Origin of the sequence: Sphingobium sp. CCH11-B1 (genome assembly GCF_001556865.1) — a bacterium.
GTDB lineage: Bacteria > Pseudomonadota > Alphaproteobacteria > Sphingomonadales > Sphingomonadaceae > Sphingobium.
In genome coordinates, this window is the sequence record NZ_LSJY01000029.1 from 24,538 (window position 1) to 49,761 (window position 25,224).

Sequence of the window (25,224 nt, forward strand, 5' to 3'; positions counted from 1 at the left end):
AACGGAGTAGGGAAAATCCATGAACGACCGATCCAAATCCCGCTCCGCCGCGCGCCTCGCCGCGGTGCAGGCGCTCTACCAGATCGAGATGGAAGGCACGCCGATCGCCGTGCTGCTGCACGAATTCCATCAGCACCGGCTGGGCGCGACCATCGAGGACGTGACCTATGCGCAGGCCGAGGAACCTTTCTTCGACGATATCGTGACCGGCGTGGACAAGCGCCGCGTAGAGATCGACGCCCTGATCGCCGCACGCCTGTCGACTGGCTGGAGCCTTGATCGGCTAGACAAGCCGATGCGCCAGATCTTGCGCGCCGGCACCTATGAACTGCTGGCCCGCAAGGATGTCGGCACCGGCACCGTCATCAGCGAATATGTCGATGTCGCCCACGCCTTTTACGACAAGCGCGAGACAGGCTTCGTCAACGGCCTGCTGGACGGCGTGGCAAAGGACGTGCGGGCCTAAGGCCGGTTCAAGGGCGCGCCAGCAGGAACGCGAGGGGGATGTCCACCCGCTCGGCCCAGGCGCGCTCGTCATGCGCGGTGCCGGTGAAGGTCCGGCTCTGGAAGATGCCGGCTGACTGCCATCCTCGCGCGGCCAGTTTTGCTTCTATCGCCCGCGCGAAAGGCGGATAATGGGCGTCGAGCGTTGCCGTGCCATGATCGATATAGAGCCGATTGACGTGCGGATCGACGCGGCTGTCGCCGAACCATGCGGCGAAAGCTTGCGCGACGATGGCGGGGGCATCGGCCGGTATATTGTCCACCGCCTGCGCGCCCACCAATGGCCAGTGCACAGAGAGCGCTGCCGCCTGCCCGAATATGCCCGGATAGCGACCCATGGCGTAGATCGAGATGAGCCCGCCCATCGATGAGCCCATCACCGCCGTGTCGCTGCGGCCCGGCCGCGTGCGATAGGTGCGGTCGATATGCGGCTTCAATTCTTTCACGATGAAGCGCAGATAGGCATCGGACACAGGTTGCCCGCCATGGCTGTCGCGCACCAGTTTTGCATAAGCGGGCGGCAATGCGTCATAGACGCCCTGCGGCATATATTCGCGGTAGCGCAACGCCGTGCTATGGATGCCTACGATGATCGCGGGTTGCCCGATGCCAAGCGCGGCGAGCCGCTCCATCGCCTCGTCCATGCCCCATTCAACGCCGAAATTCGCTTTCTTCGCGTCGAACAGATTCTGCCCATCATGCATGTAGATCACGGGATAGCGATCATGGCTTCTGTCATAACCCGGCGGCAGCCAGATGGTGACGGGGCGCGGCACGACGAAGGCGGATGGCATCGCCGCTATCTTCACCAGGCGCCCGGCCAGGGGTGGCTGCGCCATCGTCCCATGGCTCGCCACCATCGCGAACAAGAGCCCCAAAATCCCGATCCAGCGCATTCCAGTGCCCCTCCGTCATGGTCTTGGGCCGTCTCATGCCCTAAAGCGGCGGGCGATGTCGGATGAATACGAATTCCTGAACCTGCTGCGAGCCCGCGCAACGCATGAGGCCGCGCGCGGGCTGCTGGATGATGTGGCATTGTTGTCGGTGGGCGGGACGGGGCTGATCCTCACCACCGACACCGTGATCGAGGGCGTACATTATTTGCCCGCCGATCCGCCGGCAGACATCGGCTGGAAGCTGGCGGCGGTGAACCTGTCCGACCTGGCGGCGAAGGGGGCCAGGCCGCTCGGCTGCCTGCTCAATTACAGCCTGTCGGGAGATGGGGATTGGGACGCCGCCTTCCTGGATGGGCTTCATCAGGCGCTGGAGCGCCATGCCATGCCGCTGCTGGGCGGCGACACGGTGAAGATGCCGGCAGGATCGGCGCGCAGCTACAGCCTGTCCGCCATCGGAGAGGCGACCGGGCCCGTGCCGGTTCGGGGTGGGGCAAGGGCCGGGGACCGCCTGTATGTGACAGGGCCGGTGGGGGACGCGGGCGCGGGACTGGACCTGCTGCGCGCCGATCCGGCGGCGTCCGGACCGTTGGTCGATGCCTGTCGCCGTCCCCGGCCTCGCCTGGCCGAAGGCGCGCTGCTGGCACCTCATGTCAGCGCGATGATGGATGTGTCCGACGGTCTGCTGATCGACGCCGCCCGACTGGCGGAGGCGAGCGGGCTGGCCGTCACGATCGACCATGTGCCGCTGTCGCGCGCGCTGGAAAAGGCGCTGGGGGCGAGCACCGCGGTCCAGATCGCCGCCGCGCGCGCCGGGGATGATTATGAGCTGCTCTTCACGTTGCCGCCCCGCATCAAGCCGCCGGTGCGCGCCATTCCGGTCGGGCGGTTGGAGCGCGGATCGGGCCTGACGCTGAAAATCGATGGAACAGTCATGCCCCTTCCCGATCGGCTGGGCTGGGAACATGGCTGATCGACGTCAGCTTCCGCCCAGCACGTTGATCGTGAAGGCGAGGATGCCGAGGTTGAAGAGGAAGGCCGCGAAACAATGGAACAGCGCGATTCGCCGCATCGCGCCGTTGGTCATGGCGACGTCCGACGTCTGGAACGTCATGCCCAGCGTGAAGGCGAAATAGAAAAAGTCCCAGTAACGCGGTTCCGGCGTTTCGGGGAAATCGAGGCCGCCGCCGTCCTTCCCGTGCGTGTCCTGCAGATAATAGGCATGCGCATAGTGCATGGCATAGACGAGGTTCGAAAAGAGCCAGGCGATCAGCAAGGTCGCCAGCAGCATCGCGATCGAAGCAGCGTTCGGGCCGCCATGCTGGCTGATGGCGACGCCGACCGCGACCAGGATGACCAGGCATACGATCCCGGTCATCAGCAGCATCAGTTCGCGGTTGGCGTCGTTGGCGGCCGCCTTGCGCCGCATGGCGGCAGGCGCGGCGTCGACCAGCCCGCCAGTGGACAGGATGAAGGCGAGGGCGGCGATGTCGAACCCCGCCATCACCGCTTCATGCCACGGCAGCCACAGCGCCAGCGGGGCCATGACTGCCAGCAGGGCAAGGAACATGCCGTAACGCCAGGGAAAGATCTTCGACGCGCTCATGTCCCCATCAAAGGGCCAGGCGCGCCGGTTGGCAAGGGGGCCCTTACAGCACCGCCGCGATCAATCCGCGCGCCTGCGCCTCATTCGCTTCCATATACCAGTTTTCCGGGGCCTTCTGCAGCAGTTCGTCCATGGTCACATCCGACCCCAGGATCAGGTTCTCGAACCCCTCATTCTGGATCGCGATCGACGATTCGATCTCGTGCAAATTGGCCTTGAGCGTCGCGATGCAGGTGGAAAGCGGCCCCGAAAGGTTGATCGTCTTGGTGATGAGCCGCTCGTGGATCATGATGCGCGTGCCGCGCGTCAGATAGCGGTTCTCCGCGGCGAAGAAGCTCATGAAGGTCGCGCCGGCCGAATAGACCGCTGTCTTCCCTAGGAACACCAGCCGCCGATCGGGATAGAGATCGGAATGGAACCGGATGTCTTCGCCCATCATGCGGGCGATTTCCGGGTCGCCGCCCAGCGTGGAAATTTCCACCACGACCAGCCCCTGCTGCGGCGCGCTGGTCAGGCAATTGCGAAAGTGCAGATACATGCCGTGATCCACGACGCCCGACAGGGTGATCGCGGGAAATTCGAAATCCTTGGGACCAAGTAGCGGCGCGCTCGTCATTAACATGCGTAAATCCTTCTGAAGGGCGAAAGTCGGGCTGCACTACGCATGGGGCCGCAAAAGGTGCCGCGCTTTCCGACTGGCGCGATTCCAAAGAGGCTGTAAAGAACAGATCATGACCATGGGGCGCACCATATGATTGCGAAGCTCAAAGGGCGGCTGGACAGCACCGGCATCGACCACGCCATCATCGATGTCGGCGGCGTCGGCTATCTGGTGGGCGCCTCCTCGCGCACGCTCGCGGCACTCGGGCCGGTGGGCGAAGCTGTGACGATCCACACCGAAATGCTGGTGGCGGAGGATTCGATCCGGCTGGTGGGATTCGCCCGCGCCGAGGAACGCGACTGGTACCGGCTGCTGACCCATGTGCAGGGGGTGGGATCGCGCGTCGCGCTTGCCATCCTTTCGGCGCTGGAGCCGTTGGAGTTGCACCGCGCCGTGGCGATGGGCGACAAGGCGATGATAGCGCGGGCGAACGGCGTGGGACCCAAGCTGGCGCAGCGCATCGTCAATGAATTGAAAGACAAGATCGGCGCGACGCCTGCGGGCGGGCCTATGGGCGTGGGCGGCGCCGTGGCGATCCCGGTCGGCAGCATGAGCGCCGACGCGCTCTCCGCCTTGCAGAATCTGGGCTTCAGGCCCGCCGAAGCCAGCAGCGCGGTCGCCGCCGCCGAAGAGGAACTGGGCGACGGCGCCAGCCTCGACGCGCTGGTGCGGCTAGCGCTGCGGAAGGCGGCGAAGTGAGCGACGACGACCGCCTGCTCACCCCATCCCGCCGCCCCGAGGATGTCGACGCCGCCCTGCGTCCCAAGTCGCTCGACGAATTCGTCGGGCAGCAGGCTGCGCGGGAGAATCTGCGCATCTTCATCCAGGCGGCGAGATCGCGCGGGGATGCGCTCGACCATGTGCTGTTCTTCGGCCCGCCCGGCCTTGGCAAGACCACGCTGGCGCAGATCGTCGCCAAGGAAATGGGCGTGGGATTCCGCGCCACGTCCGGCCCCGTCATCGCCAAGTCGGGCGATCTTGCCGCCCTGCTCACCAATCTGGACGAGGGCGACGTGCTGTTCGTGGACGAGATCCACCGGCTCAACCCTGCCGTCGAGGAAGTGCTCTACCCCGCGATGGAGGATCGCGCGCTCGACCTGATGATCGGCGAGGGGCCGTCCGCCCGGTCCGTGCGGATCGACCTGCCGCGCTTCACGCTGGTGGGCGCGACGACGCGGCAGGGGCTGTTGACGACGCCGCTGCGCGACCGGTTCGGCATCCCCGTCCGCCTGCAATTCTACACCGTTGAGGAACTGGAGAAGGTCGTGCGCCGCGCGGCGCGGCTGCTCGACCTCCCCATCACTTCCGACGGCGCGATAGAGATTGCGCGCCGGTCGCGCGGCACCCCGCGCATCGCCGGGCGGTTGCTGCGGCGGGTGCGCGACTTCGCCAATGTCGCGGGCGCGCCCGCCGTCGACCGCGCGGTCGCGGACGCGGCGCTGCAACGGCTTGAGGTCGACCAGTTGGGCCTCGACTTGATGGACCGGCGTTACCTGATGATGATCGCCGACATCTATCGCGGCGGTCCGGTGGGGGTGGAGACGCTGGCGGCGGGCCTTTCGGAAGCCCGCGACACGATCGAGGAAGTGATCGAGCCTTATCTGATCCAGCTTGGCCTCATCGCTCGCACCGCGCGGGGTCGCTGCCTCAACGGTCCGGGATGGAAGCATCTGGGCCTCAATCCGCCGCAGGACGTGCAGACCGGCCTGTTCGATTAGGCGGAAAACCCGTCAAACCCCATGGCCGTTACGGCAAGGCATGGTTATAGCCGTGGCCAGGATGAGGGCGCGCATCAGACGTGCCGGAAAAAGTGCAGGAGTCGAGCCTTGAGGGCGATCGAGACATTCCCCAACCTTGTGACCATGTTCTTCACCCGCGCGCGGGAGCGGGGTGAGGCCCCTTTCCTCTGGCGCAAGACAGGGGGGCAATGGCAACCGCTCAGCTGGAACGAGGTTGCGCGGCAGGTGGCGTCGCTGGCGGCGGCGCTGAAGGCGCAAGGGTTGCGCCCCGGCGATCCGGTCATGCTGGTAAGCGAGAACCGGCCCGAATTCTGCATCGCCGATCTGGCCATCATGGCGGCGGGCTGCGTGTCCGTGCCGACATACACCACCAACACAACGCGCGATCACCAGCATATCCTGACCGACAGCGGTGCACGCGCGGTGATCGTGTCGACGGCCAAGCTGGCGCAGGCGCTGATGCCCGCTGTCGTCCGCAGCCAGGCAAGCTTCGTCATCGGCATGGAACCGCTACGCGGGGCGCAGGGCACCTGCACCTGTCATCTGTGGAGCGACCTCCTCGCCGCGCATCCAGCCGATGTGGAGGCTTGTGCTGCCGCCCAGACGGCGCGGCGCAGCGACCTTGCCTGCATCATCTACACCAGCGGCACCGGCGGGAGCCCGCGGGGCGTGATGCAGCATCATGGCGCGATCCTGTGCAATATCGAAGGCGCGGCCAAGCTGCTGTCGGAGGATTTCGGCTGGGGCGAGGAAGCCTTCCTGTCCTTCCTGCCGCTGTCCCACGCCTATGAACATAGCGGCGGCCAGTTCATGCCAATCATGTTATCGGCGCAGATCTATTATGCGGAAGGGCTGGAAAAGCTCGCCAGCAATATCGAGGAGGCGCGCCCGACCATCATGGTCGTCGTCCCCCGCCTGTTCGAGGTGCTGCGCACGCGCATCATCAAGTCGATCGAGAAGCAGGGCAAATTCCCTGCCTACCTGCTGCAACAGGCGCTGCGCATCGCGGCGAAGGAACAGGCCGGCAAGAGCAGCATCCTCGACGCGCCGATGAAGCTGCTGCTTTCGCGCACGCTCATCCCCAAGATCCGGGCGCGCTTCGGCGGGCGGATGAAGGCGCTGGTGTCAGGCGGCGCGCCGCTCAACCCCGATGTCGGGCTGTTCTTCGACGCGATGGGGCTGACTTTGCTCCAGGGCTATGGCCAGACCGAGGCGGGGCCGGTCATCAGTTGCAACCGGCCCAAGGCGGGCATCGCCATGGAAACGGTCGGTCCCCCGCTCGACGGCGTGGAAGTACGGATCGCCGATGACGGCGAGATCCTCGTGCGCGGCGAGTTGGTCATGCACGGATACTGGCGCAACCCGGCCGAAACCGAGAAGGCGCTCAAGGACGGCTGGCTGCACACCGGCGACATCGGCGAATTCGACGCCAAGGGCCGCATCCGCATCACCGACCGCAAGAAGGACCTGATCGTCAACGACAAGGGCGACAATGTCTCGCCGCAGAAGGTCGAGGGGATGCTGACGCTCCAGCCCGAAATCGGGCAGGCGATGGTCCATGGCGACCGGCGGCCGCATCTGGTGGGCCTCATCGTCCCCGACGCCGAATGGACGCGGGAATGGGCGGAGGCGCAGGGCACCACGGTGGAAAGCGCCGCGTCGAACCCCGCCTATATGGCGGCGCTGCGCGCGGCTGTGGACCGGGTGAATGACGACCTGTCGGTGATCGAACGCGTCCGCCGCTTCATTCTGGCGGACGAACCCTTCACCATCGAGAATGAGCAGATGACGCCATCAATGAAGATCAGGCGGCACGTGATCCGCAAGGTTTATGCGGAAAGGCTGGACGCGCTGTACAAAGGGTGAGGGATCAGGCGGCGTAGATGGCGGGGCGGTAGCGGGCTTCTGGGATGGGGAAGCCCCTATCTTGTGCCACGGCGAGCCAGCCTTCAATCGCATCGTTGATATTGGCAATTGCTTCTGCCCGCGTGTCACCATGAGCCGAACAGGGTTTAAGATCGGGCACGTCCGCGATCCAGCACTGGTCCTCCGCCGACCAGAAGAGATTGATGTGGTAATGCGGCTCGTTCATTCCTCGATATATAGTCCGTAGGCTTCCACCAGTTCAAGGAGTTCCCGGATTTGATAGCGCTTGGCGTCCTTTCCATCGGGTTGCACAGGGAAGGAGCGTGGAACTTTGGGATGCACATATTGGCGATGGCTGCCGGTGGTGCGATCCAGCTTGAAACCAAGCGAGCGGAGCAGGCGCTCGAGATCGCGGAAGGAGAGTGAACGCTGGCCTTGCAGCAGGCGTTCAAGAAGTTTGGCGGGTTTGACCAACTCAGTTTCCTCCATGCGATCCGCTAAACGCTGTAAGGGATCAGGGGCTTGTCGTTGGTATCCGTCGGCGGAAAGCAAGCTCGTTTGTATTTATGGGATCTACCGCCCAAACTTCTTCTGCACCTTCCCGTACCGCAGTTTGCGTGTGCCGGGCTTGCCCTCCGTCGCGCGCCCTCTCGGCGCCGCCACCTGCTGCTCCGCCGGCAATCCAAGCTCTTCCGCCTCCAGCTTGCGGATTTCGTCGCGGATTCGCCCGGCTTCCTCGAACTCCAGGTCCGCCGCGGCCGCGCGCATTTTCTTTTCCAGATCCTCGATATAGGCGCGCAGGTTGTGGCCCACCATGTGCGGGCGGTCGTCGAGGCCGGTGTCGACTGTCACCTGATCCTTGCTCGCGACATGGGCGATGATGTCGCCGATGTTGCGCTTGATCGTGGTCGGGGTGATGCCGTGCTCCAGATTATAGGCCTGCTGCTTCTCGCGCCGGCGTGACGTTTCGTTGAGCGCGCGCTCCATGCTGCCGGTGATCCGGTCGGCATAGAGGATGACGCGCCCCTCCACGTTGCGGGCCGCGCGGCCGATCGTCTGGATAAGCGAGGTTTCCGAACGCAGGAAGCCTTCCTTGTCCGCATCGAGGATCGCAACCAGCCCGCATTCGGGAATATCCAGCCCCTCGCGCAGCAGGTTGATGCCGATCAGTACGTCGTAAACCCCTAAACGAAGATCGCGGATCAGCTCGATGCGCTCCAGCGTCTCGACGTCGCTGTGCATGTAGCGGACCTTGATCCCCGCCTCGTGCATGAATTCGGTCAGGTCTTCCGCCATCCGCTTGGTCAGCGTGGTGACGAGCGTGCGATAGCCCTGCGCGGCGACCTTGCGGCATTCGTTGATAAGGTCGTCGACCTGATCCTCGACCGGCTTGATCTCGACCGGCGGGTCGATGAGGCCGGTGGGGCGGATCACCTGTTCGGAAAACACGCCGCCGGTCTGCTCCATCTCCCAAGGGCCAGGGGTGGCGGAGACGCTGACCGTCTGCGGCCGCATCGCGTCCCATTCGTTGAAGCGGAGCGGGCGGTTGTCGATGCAACTGGGCAGCCGGAATCCATATTCGGCGAGCGTGATCTTGCGCCGGTGGTCGCCGCGCGCCATCGCGCCGATCTGCGGCACGGTCTGGTGGCTTTCGTCGACGAACAGCAGCGCGTTTTCCGGCAGATATTCGAACAGCGTCGGCGGCGGTTCGCCGGGCAGGCGGCCGGTAAGGAAGCGGCTGTAATTTTCGATCCCCGCGCAACTGCCGGTCGCGGCGATCATCTCCAGGTCGAAATTGGTCCGCTGCTCCAGCCGCTGCGCCTCCAGCAGCTTGCCCTCCGCCACCAGTTCCTTGAGCCGCTCGGCCAGCTCGAAACGGATCGCCTCCATCGCCTGCTTGAGCGTCGGGCCGGGGGTGACGTGGTGGCTGTTGGGGAAGACCTTGACGTAATCGAGCGATGCAATCTTCTTGCCGGTCAGCGGATCGAACTCGACAATCTCCTCGATCTCGTTGCCGAAAAAGCTGACGCGCCAGGCCGTGTCTTCATAATGGCTGGGGAAAATCTCCAGATTGTCGCCCTTCACGCGGAAATTGCCGCGCGCGAAACCCGCGTCGTTGCGCTTGTACTGGAGCGCCACCAGCTTGCGGATGATCTCCCGCTGGTCCTCGATCCCGCCCTTCTTCATGGAGAAGGTCATGGCAGAATAGGTTTCGACCGAGCCGATGCCGTAGAGGCAGGAAACGGACGCGACGATGATGACGTCGTCCCGCTCCAGCAGCGCGCGGGTGGCCGAATGGCGCATCCGGTCGATGCTCTCGTTCACGCTCGATTCCTTTTCGATATAGGTGTCGGAACGCGGCACATAGGCTTCGGGCTGGTAATAGTCGTAATAGCTGACGAAATATTCGACGGCGTTTTCGGGAAAGAAGCTCTTGAACTCGCCGTAGAGCTGTGCGGCGAGAATCTTGTTGGGGGCGAGGATCAGCGCCGGACGCTGCATCGCCTCGATCGTCTTCGCCATGGTGAAGGTCTTGCCGGAACCCGTGACGCCCAGCAGCACCTGGTCCCGCTCGCCCGCCTTTGCTGCCGCGACCAGTTCCGCGATCGCGGTCGGCTGGTCGCCAGAAGGCTCATAGTCGCTCACCAGCTTGAACGCCCGCCCGCCTTCACTCTTTTCGGGGCGCGCGGGGCGGTGCGGGACGAAGCTCTGCCCGGTTTCCGGTTCGGACAGGTCGGTGCGGATCTGGATGGCCATGGCGGCAATATGGGGGCTTGGGGCTGCGACGCAATCGGTGTCGGAGGATCAGGGCTTCAGCTCGAAAGCGGTCTTGGGCATGGGCGGATAGACGACGGGCTTGTCACCGAAACGGGCGCGCAAGGCGGCCTCGCGGCGCTCGACATCCGGGACATCGACATTCACCTCTTCGGGATATTTCATGCTGACATCGAATTTCCCTCCCTCGATGCTGTATTCCAGCACCGACCAGCGCATGTTTGGGCCCTCCGGTTCCAGATACCAGGCGTCGAAGAGCAAGTCTGACAAAGTTGTGTCCTTGGTGTCATACCAACGCGCCACTTGGCCTTCATCTCTGAAAATATTCGGACTCACCCACATGTCGCCGATTTATAGAGGAAGACACCTTCAGGATCGCCGCCCACGATATCGCGCAATGCTAGGCCGATCTCGTTCAAGATGGGCCCGAGCTTGTCCAATTTATCGTCCGCCATGCGATCTTCCTTTGGGCTCGTTGGGGAATGTTCGGATTTCCGGTTTGCCCGTCCCGCTTGCGCCAAAATAGCGTCCCTGCCCTGCGAAGGTGAAGCGGCCATTCTCTTCATCATGCCATGGGTTGAACTTCACTTCGATCTCGGCTGCGGTCAGTCTGTGGCCGGTACGAAGATAGAGCGAGAAGGCCGCTCGCTCGCTAAAGGTCGATCGCTGCATCCAAACTTCCCCCAAAGTTGAACGAGCGATTACCATAACGATCAGAACAAATCAAGAACGATAGGATTCGGCCGATCTCCGTTGAACCCGCGCCCGTGCCTGTTATGCTCGCTTGGTGGTGGAAACAGGGAGGATGGTCATGCGCGCGAGGATAGTGACGGTGTTGATGGCGACGACCCTGCTCACCGCCTGTTCGGACAAGCCCGGCGACAAGGCGGGGGAGATCGCCGCGACCGATTCGATGAGCAAGGCGGAGGTGAAGGCGGAGGTCGCCAAGGTGCAGTTGAAGCCCGGCCAGTGGGAAGGACGCTTCACCGTTCAGGATATCGACATGCCGCAGGCTCCTGCCGGCATGAAGGAACAGATGAAGAGCGTCATGAGCCAGACGGCGCTCCGCTATTGCGTGACGCCGCAGCAGGCCGCCAATCCGGGCGCGGAGATGTTCTCGGGTCAGGAGAACAAGAATTGCACCTATGGCAATTTTTCGGCCGTTGGCGGCAAGGTGACGGGGCAGGTGTCTTGCAAGGGCGACGGCGGCACGATGAACGCCGCCATGTCCGGCAGCTATGCGCCCGACCGCTATGCCATCGACATGGACATGAAGATGGATGGCGGCCCGCATAGCATGGCGATGACCGCGCGATCGAAGGGCAAGTGGATCGGCGCGGAGTGCAAGTCGGACGAGTAGATGGCTGACGCGCCGACAGCCTGCTGGCTGTGCGGACGCCCGCTTGGGTCGCGGGTGGAATGGCATCATCCCCTGCCCAAAAGCAGGGGCGGGCGGACGACCACGCCGGTGCATCCGATCTGCCATCGCAGCATTCACGCCACTTTGGGCAATGCAGAGCTTGCGCGCCGCTATGCGGATGCCGCCGCCTTGCGCGCGCATCCGGACATCGCCCGATTCCTGGCCTGGATCGCCGACAAGCCGCCGGACTTTCATGCGCCGACGCGGCGGCGACGCTGATTTTCGCTTGCGCTTTTGCGTCGGCGGGTAGAGCCTTCGTCCATGTTCCGCGACGAGAACAGGGGAGAGGATATGCGATACATGCGTGGAGCGGCGATGCCGCTGATGCTGACGATGGGACTGGCGGCCTGCGGGAGCGATCCCGCACCGGCACCACAGCCCGAGGAAAAGCCGATCGTGATGCAGGGCGGCCAGTGGGAACTGACGCGCAGGACCACCGGTTACAACACGCCCACTGTCACACCCGCCGAATATCAGCAGGCCTTGAAGCAGATTGGCGAGGAGAAGCTGTGCCTTGCCGTCGACAAGGACGGCGTGCCGGACCCCAACGCGCTCGCAGGCGCGGAAGGCACCGAATGCAGCTACAAGGACAAGATGCTGCGCAAGGGGCGGCTGATCGCCACCCTGTCCTGCAAGGCGGGCGCCGGCACGGCGGAGATCGCGGTGGAGGGCAATTATACTGCCGACACGCTGACGCTGGGCACGACCATGACGAAGACGGAGGGTGGCCAGCCGGTGCTGCGCACCACCCACGACCTGACCGGGCAGCGCACGGGCGATTGCCCGAAGGCCTAGAGAACCCGCCGCTATTCTAGCGCGCGGATCGCCCGCTCGTCGCAACGGCGCGGCCCGCGTTCGACCGGGCTTGTCGTCGGTATGGCGATTGTCTGGCCGATGCGCAGCGGGGCGAAGCGCTTGCGCTCTATCCCCTCGCAGCGCAGCGCCAGTTCCAGCATGCGCGGCGGCGTGTCCCATTGCTCGTAGGACAGGCGAAACGTGCCCCAGTGGATGGGGATTGCGGTCGACGCGCCCAGCCGCTTGAATATCTCGACGGCCTGGATCGGGCCGATATGCGCGTCGGACTGCATCTGCCCCTTCCAGAAGCGGAAGGCGCCGACGGGGATAAGGGCCAGCCGGATCGGGCCATAGCGGCGCGCTTCATAGGGCCAGCCCATGTCGCCCGCTCCGGTATCACCCGCGAAAAAGATGTTACCCGCCCGCGTTTCGATGACGAAACTGGACCACAGCGCGCGATTGCGATCCGTGCCCCACCGGCTGCCCCAATGATGGTTGCGGGTGACATGCACGCGATAGTCGGGACAATGTTCGTAATTGCCGCACTGGACCACGGCTTGCGGGGCAAGGCCGTTCAATGCCGCGCCGCTGACCGACTGGCGCCAATCGAGCGCCGTCGCGGGGATGCCGTTCGCCTTCAGGATGCTGTCATTGCCCAGGCTGGTGACGATCTTGGGCTGGTCCCGTTCCCACAGCCGTTTCAGGGTGAGCAGGTCCATATGGTCGTAATGATTGTGGCTGATGACGATCAGGTCGATCCGGGGCAAATCGTCGAAACGGATGCCGGGCTGGGCCACGCGCCGGGGGCCCAGCGGCGGGAAGGGGCTGGCATAATCGGACCAGATCGGATCGGTGAGGATGTTAAGTCCCGCCGCCTGTACCAGAACGGTCGCATGACCGACCCAGGTCGCGCTCATGCCGCGCGGCGCGGCGAACGGCGCGGGGCGTGCGGGCTTGACCGCGATCGCCTCGGGCCATTGTGGCCGGTCGTCGTCGCCCAGCAGCCAGCGCAGGATGAAGCCCTGCCGGCTGGTTCCGGGCGGCGCGGGCGTGTCGATGTCGCCATCGGGATTGAAGAAATGCGCGCCGTCATAATGGCGGCTGACCGGACCCTGATAATAGACGCGGTCGAGGAAGGGCGGCACGATCGTCACCGCCAGGCACAGCGCGACGATCAGGAAGAGCAGCGCTACGCCTGCTCCGCGCGCAATGCGTTTCGGAAGGGATGATGAGGATGCGGGGCGGGTCACGCGTTTCGACATAACGCCGCCAGCCCTGCGGGCAAGGGGGGGCGGCCAGGTCAGGCCTTTCGATCAGCCCTGGTCGCGATAGGCCATTTGCAGGATGCCCCAATGATGCCCCTTCACATGGATGGACGCGATGACCTGCTTCAGCAGGATAACGTCGCCATCGGCGGTCAGGCGGCGATAGGCCTTGATGCGGAAGGGCTTGACCGTGGTGCATTCCACCCGCGTATCCTCGCCCTCGAAAATCGAACCCTGCCGCGAATATTCGAGGTTCCACTTGATGTCGCCGGGCCGCTGGGGCTGGGCGCGTTCGGGCATGGCGATGGCGCCGAAGGCGTTGCGGTCGGTGAAGGTCATGCCGAACAGGCCGGGATATTCGCGCGCCATTTCCTGCCGCACGCGCGCTGCGGGCAGCATCACCGCCTGTACCGGATGAGAAAAGAGCGGCGGATTGCTCCCGACGATGGGTTCATAATGGGTGCGCAGCACATCTTCCAGGCTGACGACGCCTGCGTCGATCGCCGTCTCGATCGCGCTTGCCACCACGGCAGCGCTGTCCAGGCAGAAGCGGATATAGGGCGAATCCGGGATGTCGACGCCGCTTTCCGCCAGATATTGCAGCAGCTTGTTGGTGTCCTCGCTTGCCGTCACGACCCGGACGGACAAACGCTGCAGGCCATCGGCATTGTCGTTCGACGTGCTGGCAAGCGCGCTCAGCCCCGACCGGATTTCCCCGGCCGATCCGACCATGGACCCGATCCGCTGCGCCACCGCTTCGCTGTTGTCGGAAAGACCCTGCATCAGCGTACCGAGCCGGTCGACCAGCGTCTCGATATTCTTGGTGTCGTTGAGCGCGGTGCGTGCGGTCTGCGCGCCATGGGTGATGCTGTCCAATATGCCCCCCGCCTCGCCGGTCAGCGCCGCGATCGACTGTTCGATCGTATGGGTGGCGGTGGCTGTTTCCTGCGCCAGCTTCTTCACCTCGGCCGCGACCACGGCAAAACCGCGCCCGGCATCGCCCGCGCGCGCCGCCTCGATCGTGGCGTTGAGCGCGAGCAGATTGGTCTGCCTGGCGATGCCGCTGATGACGCTCGTCACATGCGCGACCGTCTTGAGCGCTTCGCCAAAGCCGTCGAGCCGGCTGTGGACGCGGTTCACCTGTTCGATCAGGTCGACGAAATTATGGTTGGCGGCGGAAAGCTGGCGACCCGAATCGTCGATGATCGCGCGGGCGGCGACGGCTTTGTGCCGCGCGTCCTCCCCCGCCAGCGACACGCTGTCGCCGTCGCGCGACAACTGCGTCGCGGCGCCGCTGATCGCCTCGATCGTGCGCGCCTGCTGCGTCACGCGTTCGGCCAGTTCGCTGATGTCCGCCTGCAGATCGAGCGTACGGATGCCAAGATCGCCAGACAGTTTGGCGACCTTCATGACCGCCTTTTGCACGGCGTGCGATTGTGCTTCGTTACCCACGGATCCGATTGCTATCGGACCATGGTAAAATAAGGGTTAGCGCTGTCGCCACTATCCCATCATGACCAGAAGCGTGAAGAACAGGGACAGCGACACGCAGGCGAAGCCATAGAGCAGGGGCAGCCGTATCAGCGCGCCGGTGCGGGACAGGGCATAGGCATCCTTGAGTTGGCGGTACATGTGCCAGGCCGCGAACAGGATCAGCGCGGCAGTCACCAGCCCGGCGTCCACATGCAGGGCGGAAAGCAGCATCGACAGCGAAAAGAGCAGCGACATGAAGGCGATCGAATAGGTCACATAGATCGCATGGTCGTACATCTTGAACCGGCGGCTGAAGGGAAAGAGCAGCCAGAGGAAAGGCAGCGATATGAGGATGAGCGCCCAGGAGAATTTATAGGCGTTCGCCTTCAGCTTATAATAGGCGAATTCGGGATTTTCCGCCGCTGCATTCACCACCCGGCCCACCGTCTTGGCGACGCCGCCGTTCAGCCCCTCGGCCTCCAGCGAACGGCTGATGTCGCCGGCCAGGGTGATGCCCTTGCGGTCCTCGCGCGCGTCTTCCAGCCTTTCGGTCAGCGTCTCGCGCCGCCGGTCGGAAAGGCCGCCTTGTGCCAGTTCCGTCTCGATCTTCCTGATCCGCGCATCTGCCTTCGCCTCTTCCTTGCGCAGTTCCGCCGTCGCGCCCCTATCCATCATCGGCCCTTGGGGCTTGGCGGGGCCGTGATGGCTGGTGAGCGAGAAGATCGCGTACATCAGGAAGGCGGAGAAGAGGAACAGGGCGAAGGGCGAGACGAACTTCGCCCGCTCCCCGTGGATGTAGCGGCGCGTCAGCATGCCGGGCCGCAGCGCAAGCTCCGGCAAAGTCTTCCAGATCTTGCCCTCGAAATGCAGCACGCCGTGGGCGAGGTCATGGCCGATGGCGGCGAAGCTTCGGTGCAGATGGGCCGCCTGTCCGCACTGGCTGCAATAAGCGCCATGGACTTGCGCGCCGCAGTTTAGGCAGGCGCCATGCTCTGCGTGTGCGGACGCGGCCTCGCCATGGCCGGGCTCGACCGCCCGCGCCAGCATCGCTCCGGTGACGGCGTCTCCCGCCGCTTCGATTCCCCCAGTCATGTCACGGGATTACCAGCCCAGCAGGGCGCTTTCCAGCCCGTCATGCGGACGTGGAGGGGGCATCGTGTTGCTGGAATATCACGGCTGGCAATATTTCGACATGAAGCCGGACGTGCCCATCCGGATCGTCACGGTCCCGCCACAAATCCTGCCTAGCCGCGCGCCATCGATCCGAAGGCTGCCAGCGTCATGAGAGAGGCGCGACGCACAAGGCGGTCCGGATCGGACACATGTCTCATGCAAGGATTGACCTCGTGACCTTTTCGAAGACCGGCCGCGTGCTGCTGTTGTCCACCGCGCTTTGCGCCCTGTCCCTTCCTCTGGCCGCCCGCGCGCAGGACAGCGCGTCGGCCCCGGCGGCGGACGACCAATTGGGTGAGATCGTCGTCACCGCCGAGCGCCGTTCGGAAAACCTCCAGAAGGTGCCGGTGTCGGTCGGCGTCGTGCAGGGGGACCAGCTGCGCAATTTCACTGCCGGCGGCGGCGACATCCTCGAACTCGCCGCGCGCGTGCCCGGTCTCTATGCCGAAACGACGACCGGCCGCATCTTCCCGCGCTTCTACATTCGCGGCCTTGGCAACATCGACTTCTATCTCGGCGCGTCGCAGCCGGTGTCGATCATCCAGGACGATGTCGTACTCGAGCATGTGGTGCTGAAGTCCAACCCCGTGTTCGACGTCAACCAGGTCGAAGTGCTGCGCGGCCCGCAAGGCTCGCTGTTCGGCCGCAACACCACGGCCGGCATCATCAAGTTCGACACGATCCGCCCGTCGATGGACTGGCAGGGCCGCGCCCAGGCCAGCTATGGCAGCTACAATACCGTCACCTTTGACGGCGGCGTGGGCGGTCCGATCGTCGCCGACAAGCTCGCCTTCCGCGTGTCGGGGCTCTACCAGCGCCGCGACGACTGGGTCGACAACGTCTATTCCGGCCCCAGCGCCGACGGCACCAAGCCGGGCAAGGATGTGATGGGCGGCTTCGAGGAAAAGGATGCGCGGCTCCAGCTGCTGCTCCAGCCCAACGAAACGCTGTCGATGCTGACCAGCGTCCACGCTCGCGACTATGCCGGCACGTCGACGCTGTTCCACCGCGCTGCATTGAAGAAGGGGTCGAACGACGTGTCGGCCGAACCGCGCGGCGTCGTCGCCTATGACGAGGCGGACAACAATCCGCAGGCCTACAAGACCTATGGCGCGTCGGAGCATATCGCGATCGACATGGGGCCGGTCACGCTGACCTCGATCACCGCCTATGAAACCACCTCGGGCTACAGCCGGGGTGACACGGACGGTGGCGCGGCGGCGAACTTCCCGGTGAACGGCGTCGCCAACGGCTTTGGCCAGAGCCAGGGCCGGGTGCGCGATCTCGACCAGCTGACCCAGGAAGTCCGTCTCGCCAGCAACGGCAACGCGGCGTTCAAATGGCAGCTGGGCGGCATGTATTTCGACAGCCGCGACACCACGGACTTTTACCAGCGCGCCTATTTCCTGACCGGCGCGGCGAACAACCCGAACAACTGGGTACGCCTGCGCAACAAGAATGACAGCTGGGCCGTCTTCGGCCAGGCAAGCTATGCGCTGGCACCGGGCTTCACCATCACCGCCGGCGGCCGCTACACCAAGGACACGAAGGAACCGAGCTGGGACATCAGCGCCCTCTATGAAGTGAGCCCGGAAGTCAGCCTCTACGCCCGCGTGGCGCGGGGCTTCCGTGGCCCCACCATCCAGGGCCGCTCCGCCGTGTTCAACAGCGACTTCACCACTGCCGATTCGGAAACCATCATGTCCTATGAAGGCGGCGTGAAGACCAGCCTGTTCGACAACCGCCTGCGCTTCAACCTGACCGGCTTCGCCTGGCGGGTGAAGGACATCCAGCTGAACGGCAATGACGTGAACGGCAACGGCGTGCTGTTCAATGCTGACAAGGCCGACGCCTATGGCATGGAAGCCGATCTGGAGGCGCGCCCGGTCGAAAATCTGACGCTGTCGGCGGGCCTCAGCCTGCTCCATACGAAGATCAAGGACAAGAATGTCTATGCGCAGGTATGCATCCTGAACGGCGTGGTGGTCTGCACGGTCGAGGATCCGACGATCCGGGTGGGCGCCAACACCTTCGCGCAGATCGACGGCAATCCGCTGCCCAACGCGCCCAAATATACCGCCAATGTCGCGGCGCGCTACGACATCCCGCTCGGCAACGGCGGCAAGCTGTTTGCATCGACCGACTGGAACATCCAGGGCTACACCAATTTCGTCCTTTACCGGACGAAGGAGTTCTATTCGAAGGGCGATTTCGAGGGCGGGCTGAAGCTCGGCTACACCGCGCCGGACGGCAAATATGAGATTGCCGCCTTCGCCCGGAACATCACCAACGAGAAGAACCTCAAGGGTGTGATCGAAAACTACATGGCGGCCGTGTTCAACGAACCGCGAATCATCGGTGTGTCGCTGAGCGGCAGGCTCTGACGCGACCAGCCCTGTAACGGGAAGCGCGCCGTCCGGCCCGGACGGCGCGCTTTTTCATGCGTCAGCTCGGCTTGATCGGCGCGAGCGTCACGCTCTCCCAACCCGGCGCAGCCGGGGTTCGACCCATCGTCCAATTGGTCTGCAGGCGCACCTTGGGGTTGGGGGCGCACCAGATTTCGCCGCTGTTCGACAGGCCCGTTACCCAGATCAGATTATGTTCCTGGCCATAATCGATGACGGCGAAGGCAAAGCCCTGTCCCTTGCCCTCTATGTCGACGGGCAGGGGAGGATCGAGCTGGGTGAAAGACATGGGCACTGCTCCGGCAAGAGGGTGCCGGAGACAATGCGGAACATCAGCCCTCGTTCCGCCGAATCAGGCGGGGCTGATCGAGGTTAGGCAGTTCCTGGCGACGCGCTCCGGCTATGGAGCGCGCCGGTGCGATCAGGCCTGCGCCAGCAACCCCTCGCGCTTGATCTTCTCCTGCCACACCAGCGGGGCGAGGCGGTGGACATTCTGGCCTTCGCTGTCGACCGCGACGGTGACCGGCATGTCTTCGACCGTGAATTCGTAGATCGCCTCCATGCCCAGGTCTTCAAAGCCCACGACCTTCGCTTCCTTGATCGCGCGAGCGACCAGGTAGGCCGCGCCGCCGACCGCCATCAGGTAAGCGCTCTTGTGCTTCGCGATCGAATCCGTCGCCGCCGGGCCGCGCTCGGCCTTGCCGACGCAGGCGGCGAGGCCCTGTTCCAGCATCATGTCCATGAACTTGTCCATGCGCGTCGCGGTGGTGGGACCGGCGGGGCCGACCACTTCGTCGCGGACCGGATCGACCGGGCCGACATAATAGATGACCCGGCCCCTGAAATCGACGGGCAGGCTCTCGCCCGCTGCGAGCATGTCGGCGATCCGCTTGTGCGCGGCGTCGCGCCCGGTCAGCATCTTGCCGTTCAGGAGCAGCCGGTCGCCATGCTTCCAGCTCTGGACCACGTCCGGCGTCAACGTGTCGAGGTCGACGCGGATCGCTTCCTTGCTGGGCTTCCAGTCGACCTGCGGCCATTCGGAAAGCTTGGGTGCTTCCAGATAGGCCGGGCCGGAGCCGTCGAGGGTAAAATGCGCGTGGCGGGTGGCGGCGCAATTGGGGATCATCGCCACCGGCTTGCCTGCGGCGTGGCAGGGATAATCGTGGATCTTGACGTCGAGCACCGTCGCAAGGCCGCCAAGCCCCTGCGCGCCGATGCCGAGCGCGTTGACCTTGTCGAAAATCTCGATCCGCAGCTCCTCGATCTTGTTCTGTGGGCCGCGCGCCTTCAACTCGCCCATGTCGATCGGGTCCATCAGGCTTTCCTTGGCCAGCGCCACCGCCTTTTCCGCCGTGCCGCCGATGCCGATGCCCAGCATCCCCGGCGGGCACCAGCCCGCGCCCATCTGCGGCACCATCTCCAGCACCCAGTCGACGATCGAATCGCTCGGGTTCATCATCTTGAACTTGGTCTTGTTCTCGCTGCCGCCGCCCTTGGCCGCGACATCGACGATCACCTTGCTGCCCGGCACCATCTCCACGTTGAGGACGCAGGGGGTGTTGTCCTTGGTGTTCTGGCGCGAAAAGGCCGGATCGCGCAGAATGGAGGCGCGCAGTCGGTTCTCCGGGTTCAGATAGGCGCGGCGCACGCCTTCATCGACGACCTCCTGCATCGACCGGCTATTGTCGTCCAGGCGGCACTCCATGCCCCATTTGACGAACACATTGACGATGCCGGTGTCCTGGCAGATCGGGCGATGCCCCTCCGCGCACATGCGGCTGTTGGTCAGGATCTGGGCGATGGCGTCCTTCGCCGCCGGATTGGCCTCCGCCTCATAGGCTTTGCCGAGCGCGCGGATATAATCCATCGGGTGATAATAGCTGATGAACTGGAGCGCGTCAGCGACGCTCTCAATGAGGTCGGCGGTCTTGATGACGGTCATCGTACCCATTCCCTATAGCTTGCCGCCCGCCCTGCACGACGGGTCTTCGCAAGGCGCGGCTATAGGGTTTTGGCCGATAGCGTCAATGCGCCGCCAGAGGCCCGTCGGCGAAGGGGAACATCGACCAATAGGGTTTTTTCTCGTCCAGCACCTGCGCAAAGCTCGCCCGGGCTTCCAACCGGGCGAGGTATGCGGCGAGCACGGGGTGGCGCTCGCCCAGCGGCAGGATGCGGTCGGCGTAGAAGAGCGCGGGCGCGGCAGCGCAATCCGCCAGCGTAAAGCCTTCGCCCGCCGCCCAGCTCCGCCCGGCGATGCGCCCCTCGATCAGCGCATAGGCCTTGCCCAGCAGGGCGCAAGCCTGCTCCACGCCAGGGGGATCGCGCTGGTCCTCCGGTCGCAGCCGGTCCGCCACCAGCGCCTGCATCGGCGTCATCACATAATTGTCGAACAGCCGGTCCATCAGCCGCGTCTCCAGCGCCGCATCGGAATCGGCGGGGATCGGGCGGAAAGCGCCGGGGTCGTGCAGCGCCAGATATTCGATGATGATGCTCGCTTCCGCCACGGTCGCGCCGCGCACCGGATCGTGCAGGATGGGGAATTTGCCGATCGGCCAGAGCGCCTGCCATTCGGCCGCGACCCCTTCCTCCGCCAGCATCCGGCGCGCGAAGGGCACGCCGCTTTCGTAAAGCGCGATCAGCACCTTCCAGCAATAGGAAGAGAGGGGGTGATAGTAGAGAATCATCGGCTGCTCCTCTCTTGCGGTCGGACCCGCCGCGCGGTCGCCGCGCCGGTGTGGCGGACAGCGCAGCGATGCTGACAGGCTTTTGACGGTCTGTCGTAATTTTCCGAGCCAAGCGAAATTTATTTTTACAGCCGCATCATCCCTCTTGCCTTTTCGGGGGGCGGGGCAAGTCCATGCGTCGCTGTTCGGCCCAGCGGTGAAATGACTCGGAACGTCGATGAACCGAGTCACGCGCCTGTCATTTACCCTCTTGCGCCTGCGACCCGCTATGGCACTATCCCTTGTATCGGGTTAACGGGGGTTACCCAATAGATTGTGATCGCGACGCCGGACCGATGTCCGGCGATGGGCCTTTTCGTCCTCGTGATTCTTTCGGTTGGGCCTTTTTCCGTCCCCGGGGCGGTGCGGTTCATGATAGGATGCGCGGCTCATTCCGCGACCCGCTTGACCGAATCGAACGGAACAGGAACATTCGGGGGCTGCGATGGATTTTCGAGATAGTGGACAAGGTGGCGACGTGGCGACTGTGATGGATGACCTGCTGGAAACGGCCCTGGCGGAAACGGCAAAGAGCGATGCGCCGGCCGCGTCGGCGAAACCCGGTGATAAGGCGGCGGACCTCTCTTCCTCGGCGATCCAGGCGCGTCGTTTCCATGTGGACACGGACGCCTCGCGCGACGCGCTGCTGACCGAATTTGGCAAGGACACGCTGAACGACCGCTACCTGCTGCCCGGCGAAAGCTATCAGGACCTGTTCGCCCGCGTGGCGGCGGCCTATGCCGACGACGCCGATCATGCCCAGCGCGTCTATGACTATATCTCGAAGCTGTGGTTCATGCCGGCGACGCCGGTCCTGTCGAACGGCGGCACCGGGCGCGGCCTGCCGATCAGCTGCTATTTGAACAGCGTCGACGACAGCCTGGAAGGCATCGTCAACACCTGGAACGAGAATGTCTGGCTCGCTTCGCGCGGCGGCGGCATCGGCACCTATTGGGGCAATGTGCGCGGCATCGGCGAGCCGGTGGGCCTCAATGGCAAGACCAGCGGCATCATCCCCTTCGTGCGGGTCATGGATTCGCTGACCCTCGCGATCAGCCAGGGCAGCCTGCGCCGCGGATCGGCCGCCTGCTATCTCGACATCTCGCACCCGGAGATCGAGGAGTTCCTGGAAATCCGCAAGACCAGCGGCGATTTCAACCGCAAGGCGCTGAACCTCCACCATGGCGTGCTGCTGACCGACGAGTTCATGGAGGCGGTGCGCGATGGCGCGGAATTCAATCTGCGCAGCCCCAAGGACCAGTCGGTTCGGGGCACGGTCAACGCCCGAGCCCTGTTTCAGAAGCTGGTCGAGGTGCGCCTCGCCACCGGCGAGCCCTATATCGTCTTCAACGACACCGTGAACCGGATGATGCCCAAGCATCATCGCGACCTTGGCCTCAAGGTATCCACGTCGAACCTGTGTTCGGAAATCACCCTGCCGACGGGTCGCGACCATCTGGGTCAGGATCGCACGGCGGTCTGCTGCCTGTCGTCGATGAACCTCGAAACCTGGGACGAGTGGAAGGATCATCCGACCTTCGCGGAAGACATCATGCGCTTCCTCGACAATGTGCTTCAGGATTATATCGACCGCGCCCCGCCCGAAATGGCGCGCGCCAAGTACAGCGCCAGCCGCGAACGGTCCGTGGGCCTGGGCGTCATGGGCTTCCACAGCTTTCTTCAGGCGCGCAACATCCCGTTCGAAGGCGCGATGGCCAAGTCGTGGAACCTGCGCATTTTCAAGCATATCAACGCCAAGGTGAACGAGGCGTCGATGCTGCTCGCGCATGAGCGCGGCCCGTGCCCGGACGCCGCCGATCAGGGCGTGATGGAGCGGTTCAGCTGCAAGATGGCGATCGCGCCTACCGCGTCCATCTCGATCATCTGCGGCGGCACATCGGCCTGTATCGAGCCGATCCCGGCCAACATCTACACGCACAAGACGCTGTCGGGCAGCTTCGCGGTCAAGAACCCCTATCTCGAAAAGCTGCTGGTCGCCAAGGCGAAGGACAGCAGCGCCGTGTGGAACTCGATCCTGGAAAAGGGCGGATCGGTCCAGCATCTCGACTTCCTGACGCCCGAAGAAAAGGACGTGTTCAAGACCAGCTTCGAAATCGACCAGCGCTGGCTGCTCGAACTCGCGGCCGACCGCACGCCCTATATCGACCAGGCGCAGTCGCTCAATCTGTTCATCCCGGCGGACGTGGAGAAATGGGATCTGCTCATGCTCCACTTCCGCGCCTGGGAACTGGGCATCAAGTCGCTCTACTATCTGCGGTCCAAGTCGGTGCAGCGCGCGGGCTTCGCCGGCGGGGTGGAAGCGGACAACACGATCGACGCCCCCAAGTTCGAAATCGGCGAGACCACCGACTATGATGAATGTCTCGCCTGCCAGTAAGCGCCAAGCGGTGAGCGGCGCGGCGGAGCGATCCGCCGCACCCTCCGCCTCATTCTTCCTCTTCGAACGTCACCGCAACGTCGGCATTGGCGCTCAGGCGCACGGTGCCGTCGCTCTCGACCTCCGCGATAAGGCCCTGGCTGATATAGTGATGATGCCCTTCATGGCTCCCGGTAGCGCCCTCGATTTGCGCTCCGCTGTCCTTCTTGGTCAGCTTGATGCGATCACCCTCGACATGGTCGACGGTGCCCACATGGACGCCGTCGGCGCCGATGACTTCGGCATGTTCCTTGATTTGGGTCAGATCGACCATGATGTTTCTCCCGTGCCGGAAATGGCGTCGCTTGAACGCCCCGCTTCCGCCTCGGTTTCCACCGCTCTTCTTTCGTAACGATTTCGCCCCGGAGTAACCCCCATGCCCCTTCTCCAAGCCTCCAAGGTCTACAAGCCCTTCGAATATCCCTGGGCCTATGAATATTGGAAGCGCCAGCAGCAGCTCCACTGGCTGCCCGAGGAAGTGCCCCTGGGCGAGGATTGCCGCGACTGGGCGCAGAAGCTCTCCGACCATGAGCGCAACCTGCTGACGCAGATCTTCCGCTTCTTCACCCAGGCGGACGTGGAGGTGCAGGATTGCTACCACGAAAAATATGGCCGCGTGTTCAAGCCGACCGAGGTCAAGATGATGCTGACCGCGTTCAGCAACATGGAAACGGTGCACATCGCCGCCTACAGCCATCTGCTCGACACGATCGGCATGCCCGAAACCGAATATAGCGCCTTCATGCAGTATAAGGAGATGAAGGACAAACACGACTATCTGGCCCAGTTCGGCGTCGACACGGACGAGGATATCGCCAAGACGCTCGCCATGTTCGGCGGCTTTACCGAAGGGCTGCAACTCTTCGCGTCGTTCGCGATGCTGATGAACTTTCCGCGCTTCAACAAGATGAAGGGCATGGGCCAGATCGTCAGCTGGTCCGTCCGCGACGAAACGCTCCATTGCGAAGGCATCATCCGTCTGTTCCACGCCTTCGTCAAGGAACGCGACTGCCTGACTCCGGCGGTCAAGGACGACATCATGGACATGTGCCAGAAGACCGTCCGGATCGAGGACGCCTTCATCGACCTCGTCTTCGAAATGGGGCCGGTGCCGGGCATGACGCCCAAGGACATCAAGAAATATGTCCGCTACATCGCCGACTGGCGGCTGGGCCAGCTCGGCCTCAAGCCCATCTACATGATCGACGAGCACCCGCTCCCCTGGCTCACCCCGCTGCTGAACGGCGTGGAGCATGCCAATTTCTTCGAAACCCGCGCGACCGAATATTCGAAGGCCGCGACGCGGGGCCAGTGGAACGACGTCTGGGACGCCTTCGACCGCCGCCAGAAGATCAAGGGCGGAGAAGCGGCGAACGCCGACGAGGAAGGCCCGGACATGTTCAAAGCCGCGGGGATCGCGGCGGAGTAGGATTATTAAATGGAAATAGGAGGAAAATATGACCTAGGTTGAGAAATATTAAATCGCCAA

Annotated in this window: 26 protein-coding genes; 11 read left to right on the forward strand and 15 right to left on the reverse strand. The window is 64.0% G+C overall.

Annotation, left to right across the window (positions count from 1 at the left end; translation table 11 throughout):
• The first annotated feature begins 19 nt into the window (after window positions 1-19).
• Window positions 20-466, forward strand: coding sequence for a transcription antitermination factor NusB (nusB, locus tag AX724_RS04040; RefSeq protein WP_066763834.1), 447 nt, complete (start codon window positions 20-22; stop codon window positions 464-466).
• 7 nt (window positions 467-473) lie between these two features.
• On the opposite strand, the gene AX724_RS04045 is transcribed toward nusB, so the two are convergent.
• Window positions 474-1,400, reverse strand: a complete 927-nt coding sequence (locus AX724_RS04045) for an alpha/beta hydrolase (RefSeq protein WP_066763836.1) — start codon at window positions 1,398-1,400, stop codon at window positions 474-476.
• A 55-nt stretch (window positions 1,401-1,455) separates the two neighbouring features.
• Here AX724_RS04045 and thiL point away from each other — a divergent pair, with 55 nt between their 5' ends.
• Window positions 1,456-2,370: a thiamine-phosphate kinase gene (gene thiL, locus AX724_RS04050; protein WP_066763839.1), complete on the forward strand. Its 915-nt coding sequence runs from the start codon at window positions 1,456-1,458 to the stop codon at window positions 2,368-2,370.
• A gap of 6 nt (window positions 2,371-2,376) precedes the next feature.
• On the opposite strand, the gene AX724_RS04055 is transcribed toward thiL, so the two are convergent.
• The gene (locus tag AX724_RS04055; RefSeq protein WP_066763840.1) at window positions 2,377-3,003 is read right to left on the reverse strand and encodes a DUF1345 domain-containing protein; all 627 of its coding nucleotides are present in this window, start codon (window positions 3,001-3,003) and stop codon (window positions 2,377-2,379) included.
• A 43-nt stretch (window positions 3,004-3,046) separates the two neighbouring features.
• A complete protein-coding gene (locus AX724_RS04060) occupies window positions 3,047-3,625 on the reverse strand; it encodes a peptidase S14 (protein WP_066763847.1) in 579 nt (192 codons plus the stop codon).
• 129 nt (window positions 3,626-3,754) lie between these two features.
• On the opposite strand from AX724_RS04060, the gene ruvA reads away from it, so the two are divergent.
• From ruvA to AX724_RS04075, 3 genes are all read left to right on the forward strand, one after another.
• Window positions 3,755-4,363 (forward strand): Holliday junction branch migration protein RuvA, encoded by a 609-nt coding sequence (ruvA, locus tag AX724_RS04065; protein ID WP_066763854.1) that lies wholly within the window; start codon window positions 3,755-3,757, stop codon window positions 4,361-4,363.
• Complete coding sequence (gene ruvB, locus AX724_RS04070) at window positions 4,360-5,382, forward strand: Holliday junction branch migration DNA helicase RuvB (protein WP_066763860.1); 1,023 nt, start codon at window positions 4,360-4,362, stop codon at window positions 5,380-5,382. The genes ruvA and ruvB overlap by 4 nt, the downstream gene beginning before the upstream one ends.
• Window positions 5,383-5,526: 144 nt before the next feature.
• Window positions 5,527-7,269: an AMP-dependent synthetase/ligase gene (locus AX724_RS04075; protein WP_066763953.1), complete on the forward strand. Its 1,743-nt coding sequence runs from the start codon at window positions 5,527-5,529 to the stop codon at window positions 7,267-7,269.
• A gap of 4 nt (window positions 7,270-7,273) precedes the next feature.
• Here the strand turns inward: AX724_RS04075 and AX724_RS04080 are convergent, their stop codons facing one another.
• The 5 genes from AX724_RS04080 to AX724_RS24815 all read right to left on the reverse strand — a co-directional run bounded on the left by AX724_RS04080 (window position 7,274) and on the right by AX724_RS24815 (window position 10,499).
• Window positions 7,274-7,495 carry a type II toxin-antitoxin system HicB family antitoxin gene (locus tag AX724_RS04080; protein ID WP_066763861.1) on the reverse strand — a complete coding sequence of 74 codons (222 nt, stop codon included), beginning with the start codon at window positions 7,493-7,495 and terminating at the stop codon, window positions 7,274-7,276.
• Entirely contained in the window at window positions 7,492-7,758 is a 267-nt protein-coding gene (locus AX724_RS04085) for a type II toxin-antitoxin system HicA family toxin (RefSeq protein ID WP_231736462.1), read from the reverse strand. The genes AX724_RS04080 and AX724_RS04085 overlap by 4 nt, the downstream gene beginning before the upstream one ends.
• An 84-nt stretch (window positions 7,759-7,842) precedes the next feature.
• Window positions 7,843-10,026: an excinuclease ABC subunit UvrB gene (gene uvrB, locus AX724_RS04090; RefSeq protein WP_066763865.1), complete on the reverse strand. Its 2,184-nt coding sequence runs from the start codon at window positions 10,024-10,026 to the stop codon at window positions 7,843-7,845.
• Between the two features lie 48 nt (window positions 10,027-10,074).
• Entirely contained in the window at window positions 10,075-10,314 is a 240-nt protein-coding gene (locus tag AX724_RS24810) for a hypothetical protein (RefSeq protein ID WP_331711413.1), read from the reverse strand.
• A gap of 62 nt (window positions 10,315-10,376) precedes the next feature.
• Entirely contained in the window at window positions 10,377-10,499 is a 123-nt protein-coding gene (locus tag AX724_RS24815; RefSeq protein WP_331711414.1) for a hypothetical protein, read from the reverse strand.
• A 356-nt stretch (window positions 10,500-10,855) separates the two neighbouring features.
• On the opposite strand from AX724_RS24815, the gene AX724_RS04105 reads away from it, so the two are divergent.
• From AX724_RS04105 to AX724_RS04115, 3 genes are all read left to right on the forward strand, one after another.
• Window positions 10,856-11,404, forward strand: coding sequence for a DUF3617 domain-containing protein (locus tag AX724_RS04105; protein ID WP_066763954.1), 549 nt, complete (start codon window positions 10,856-10,858; stop codon window positions 11,402-11,404).
• Complete coding sequence (locus AX724_RS04110; RefSeq protein ID WP_066763872.1) at window positions 11,405-11,683, forward strand: HNH endonuclease; 279 nt, start codon at window positions 11,405-11,407, stop codon at window positions 11,681-11,683.
• Window positions 11,684-11,755: 72 nt separating this feature from the next.
• Window positions 11,756-12,259, forward strand: coding sequence for a DUF3617 domain-containing protein (locus AX724_RS04115; protein WP_066763874.1), 504 nt, complete (start codon window positions 11,756-11,758; stop codon window positions 12,257-12,259).
• Window positions 12,260-12,270: 11 nt separating this feature from the next.
• Here the strand turns inward: AX724_RS04115 and AX724_RS04120 are convergent, their stop codons facing one another.
• The 3 genes from AX724_RS04120 to AX724_RS04130 all read right to left on the reverse strand — a co-directional run bounded on the left by AX724_RS04120 (window position 12,271) and on the right by AX724_RS04130 (window position 16,089).
• Window positions 12,271-13,509 (reverse strand): MBL fold metallo-hydrolase, encoded by a 1,239-nt coding sequence (locus tag AX724_RS04120; protein ID WP_231736463.1) that lies wholly within the window; start codon window positions 13,507-13,509, stop codon window positions 12,271-12,273.
• A 63-nt stretch (window positions 13,510-13,572) separates the two neighbouring features.
• Window positions 13,573-14,934 (reverse strand): methyl-accepting chemotaxis protein, encoded by a 1,362-nt coding sequence (locus AX724_RS04125; RefSeq protein ID WP_066763883.1) that lies wholly within the window; start codon window positions 14,932-14,934, stop codon window positions 13,573-13,575.
• Window positions 14,935-15,027: 93 nt separating this feature from the next.
• Window positions 15,028-16,089, reverse strand: coding sequence for a DUF3667 domain-containing protein (locus AX724_RS04130; protein WP_066763888.1), 1,062 nt, complete (start codon window positions 16,087-16,089; stop codon window positions 15,028-15,030).
• A gap of 230 nt (window positions 16,090-16,319) precedes the next feature.
• Here AX724_RS04130 and AX724_RS04135 point away from each other — a divergent pair, with 230 nt between their 5' ends.
• A complete protein-coding gene (locus tag AX724_RS04135) occupies window positions 16,320-18,554 on the forward strand; it encodes a TonB-dependent receptor (protein ID WP_066763889.1) in 2,235 nt (744 codons plus the stop codon).
• A gap of 61 nt (window positions 18,555-18,615) precedes the next feature.
• Here the strand turns inward: AX724_RS04135 and AX724_RS04140 are convergent, their stop codons facing one another.
• From AX724_RS04140 to AX724_RS04150, 3 genes are all read right to left on the reverse strand, one after another.
• Window positions 18,616-18,864 (reverse strand): hypothetical protein, encoded by a 249-nt coding sequence (locus AX724_RS04140; protein WP_066763890.1) that lies wholly within the window; start codon window positions 18,862-18,864, stop codon window positions 18,616-18,618.
• Between the two features lie 132 nt (window positions 18,865-18,996).
• On the reverse strand, window positions 18,997-20,517 hold the full coding sequence (locus tag AX724_RS04145) for a fumarate hydratase (protein ID WP_066763891.1): 1,521 nt from the start codon (window positions 20,515-20,517) through the stop codon (window positions 18,997-18,999).
• 82 nt (window positions 20,518-20,599) lie between these two features.
• Complete coding sequence (locus AX724_RS04150; protein ID WP_066763893.1) at window positions 20,600-21,259, reverse strand: glutathione S-transferase family protein; 660 nt, start codon at window positions 21,257-21,259, stop codon at window positions 20,600-20,602.
• A gap of 529 nt (window positions 21,260-21,788) precedes the next feature.
• Here AX724_RS04150 and AX724_RS04155 point away from each other — a divergent pair.
• Window positions 21,789-23,696 carry a ribonucleoside-diphosphate reductase subunit alpha gene (locus AX724_RS04155; RefSeq protein WP_066763895.1) on the forward strand — a complete coding sequence of 636 codons (1,908 nt, stop codon included), beginning with the start codon at window positions 21,789-21,791 and terminating at the stop codon, window positions 23,694-23,696.
• A gap of 49 nt (window positions 23,697-23,745) precedes the next feature.
• Here AX724_RS04155 and AX724_RS04160 read toward each other — a convergent pair whose 3' ends face one another.
• The gene (locus AX724_RS04160; RefSeq protein ID WP_066763897.1) at window positions 23,746-24,009 is read right to left on the reverse strand and encodes a DUF2171 domain-containing protein; all 264 of its coding nucleotides are present in this window, start codon (window positions 24,007-24,009) and stop codon (window positions 23,746-23,748) included.
• Window positions 24,010-24,111: 102 nt separating this feature from the next.
• Between AX724_RS04160 and AX724_RS04165 the strand changes: the two genes are divergently transcribed.
• The gene (locus AX724_RS04165; protein ID WP_066763898.1) at window positions 24,112-25,164 is read left to right on the forward strand and encodes a ribonucleotide-diphosphate reductase subunit beta; all 1,053 of its coding nucleotides are present in this window, start codon (window positions 24,112-24,114) and stop codon (window positions 25,162-25,164) included.
• The last annotated feature ends 60 nt before the right edge of the window (window positions 25,165-25,224 follow it).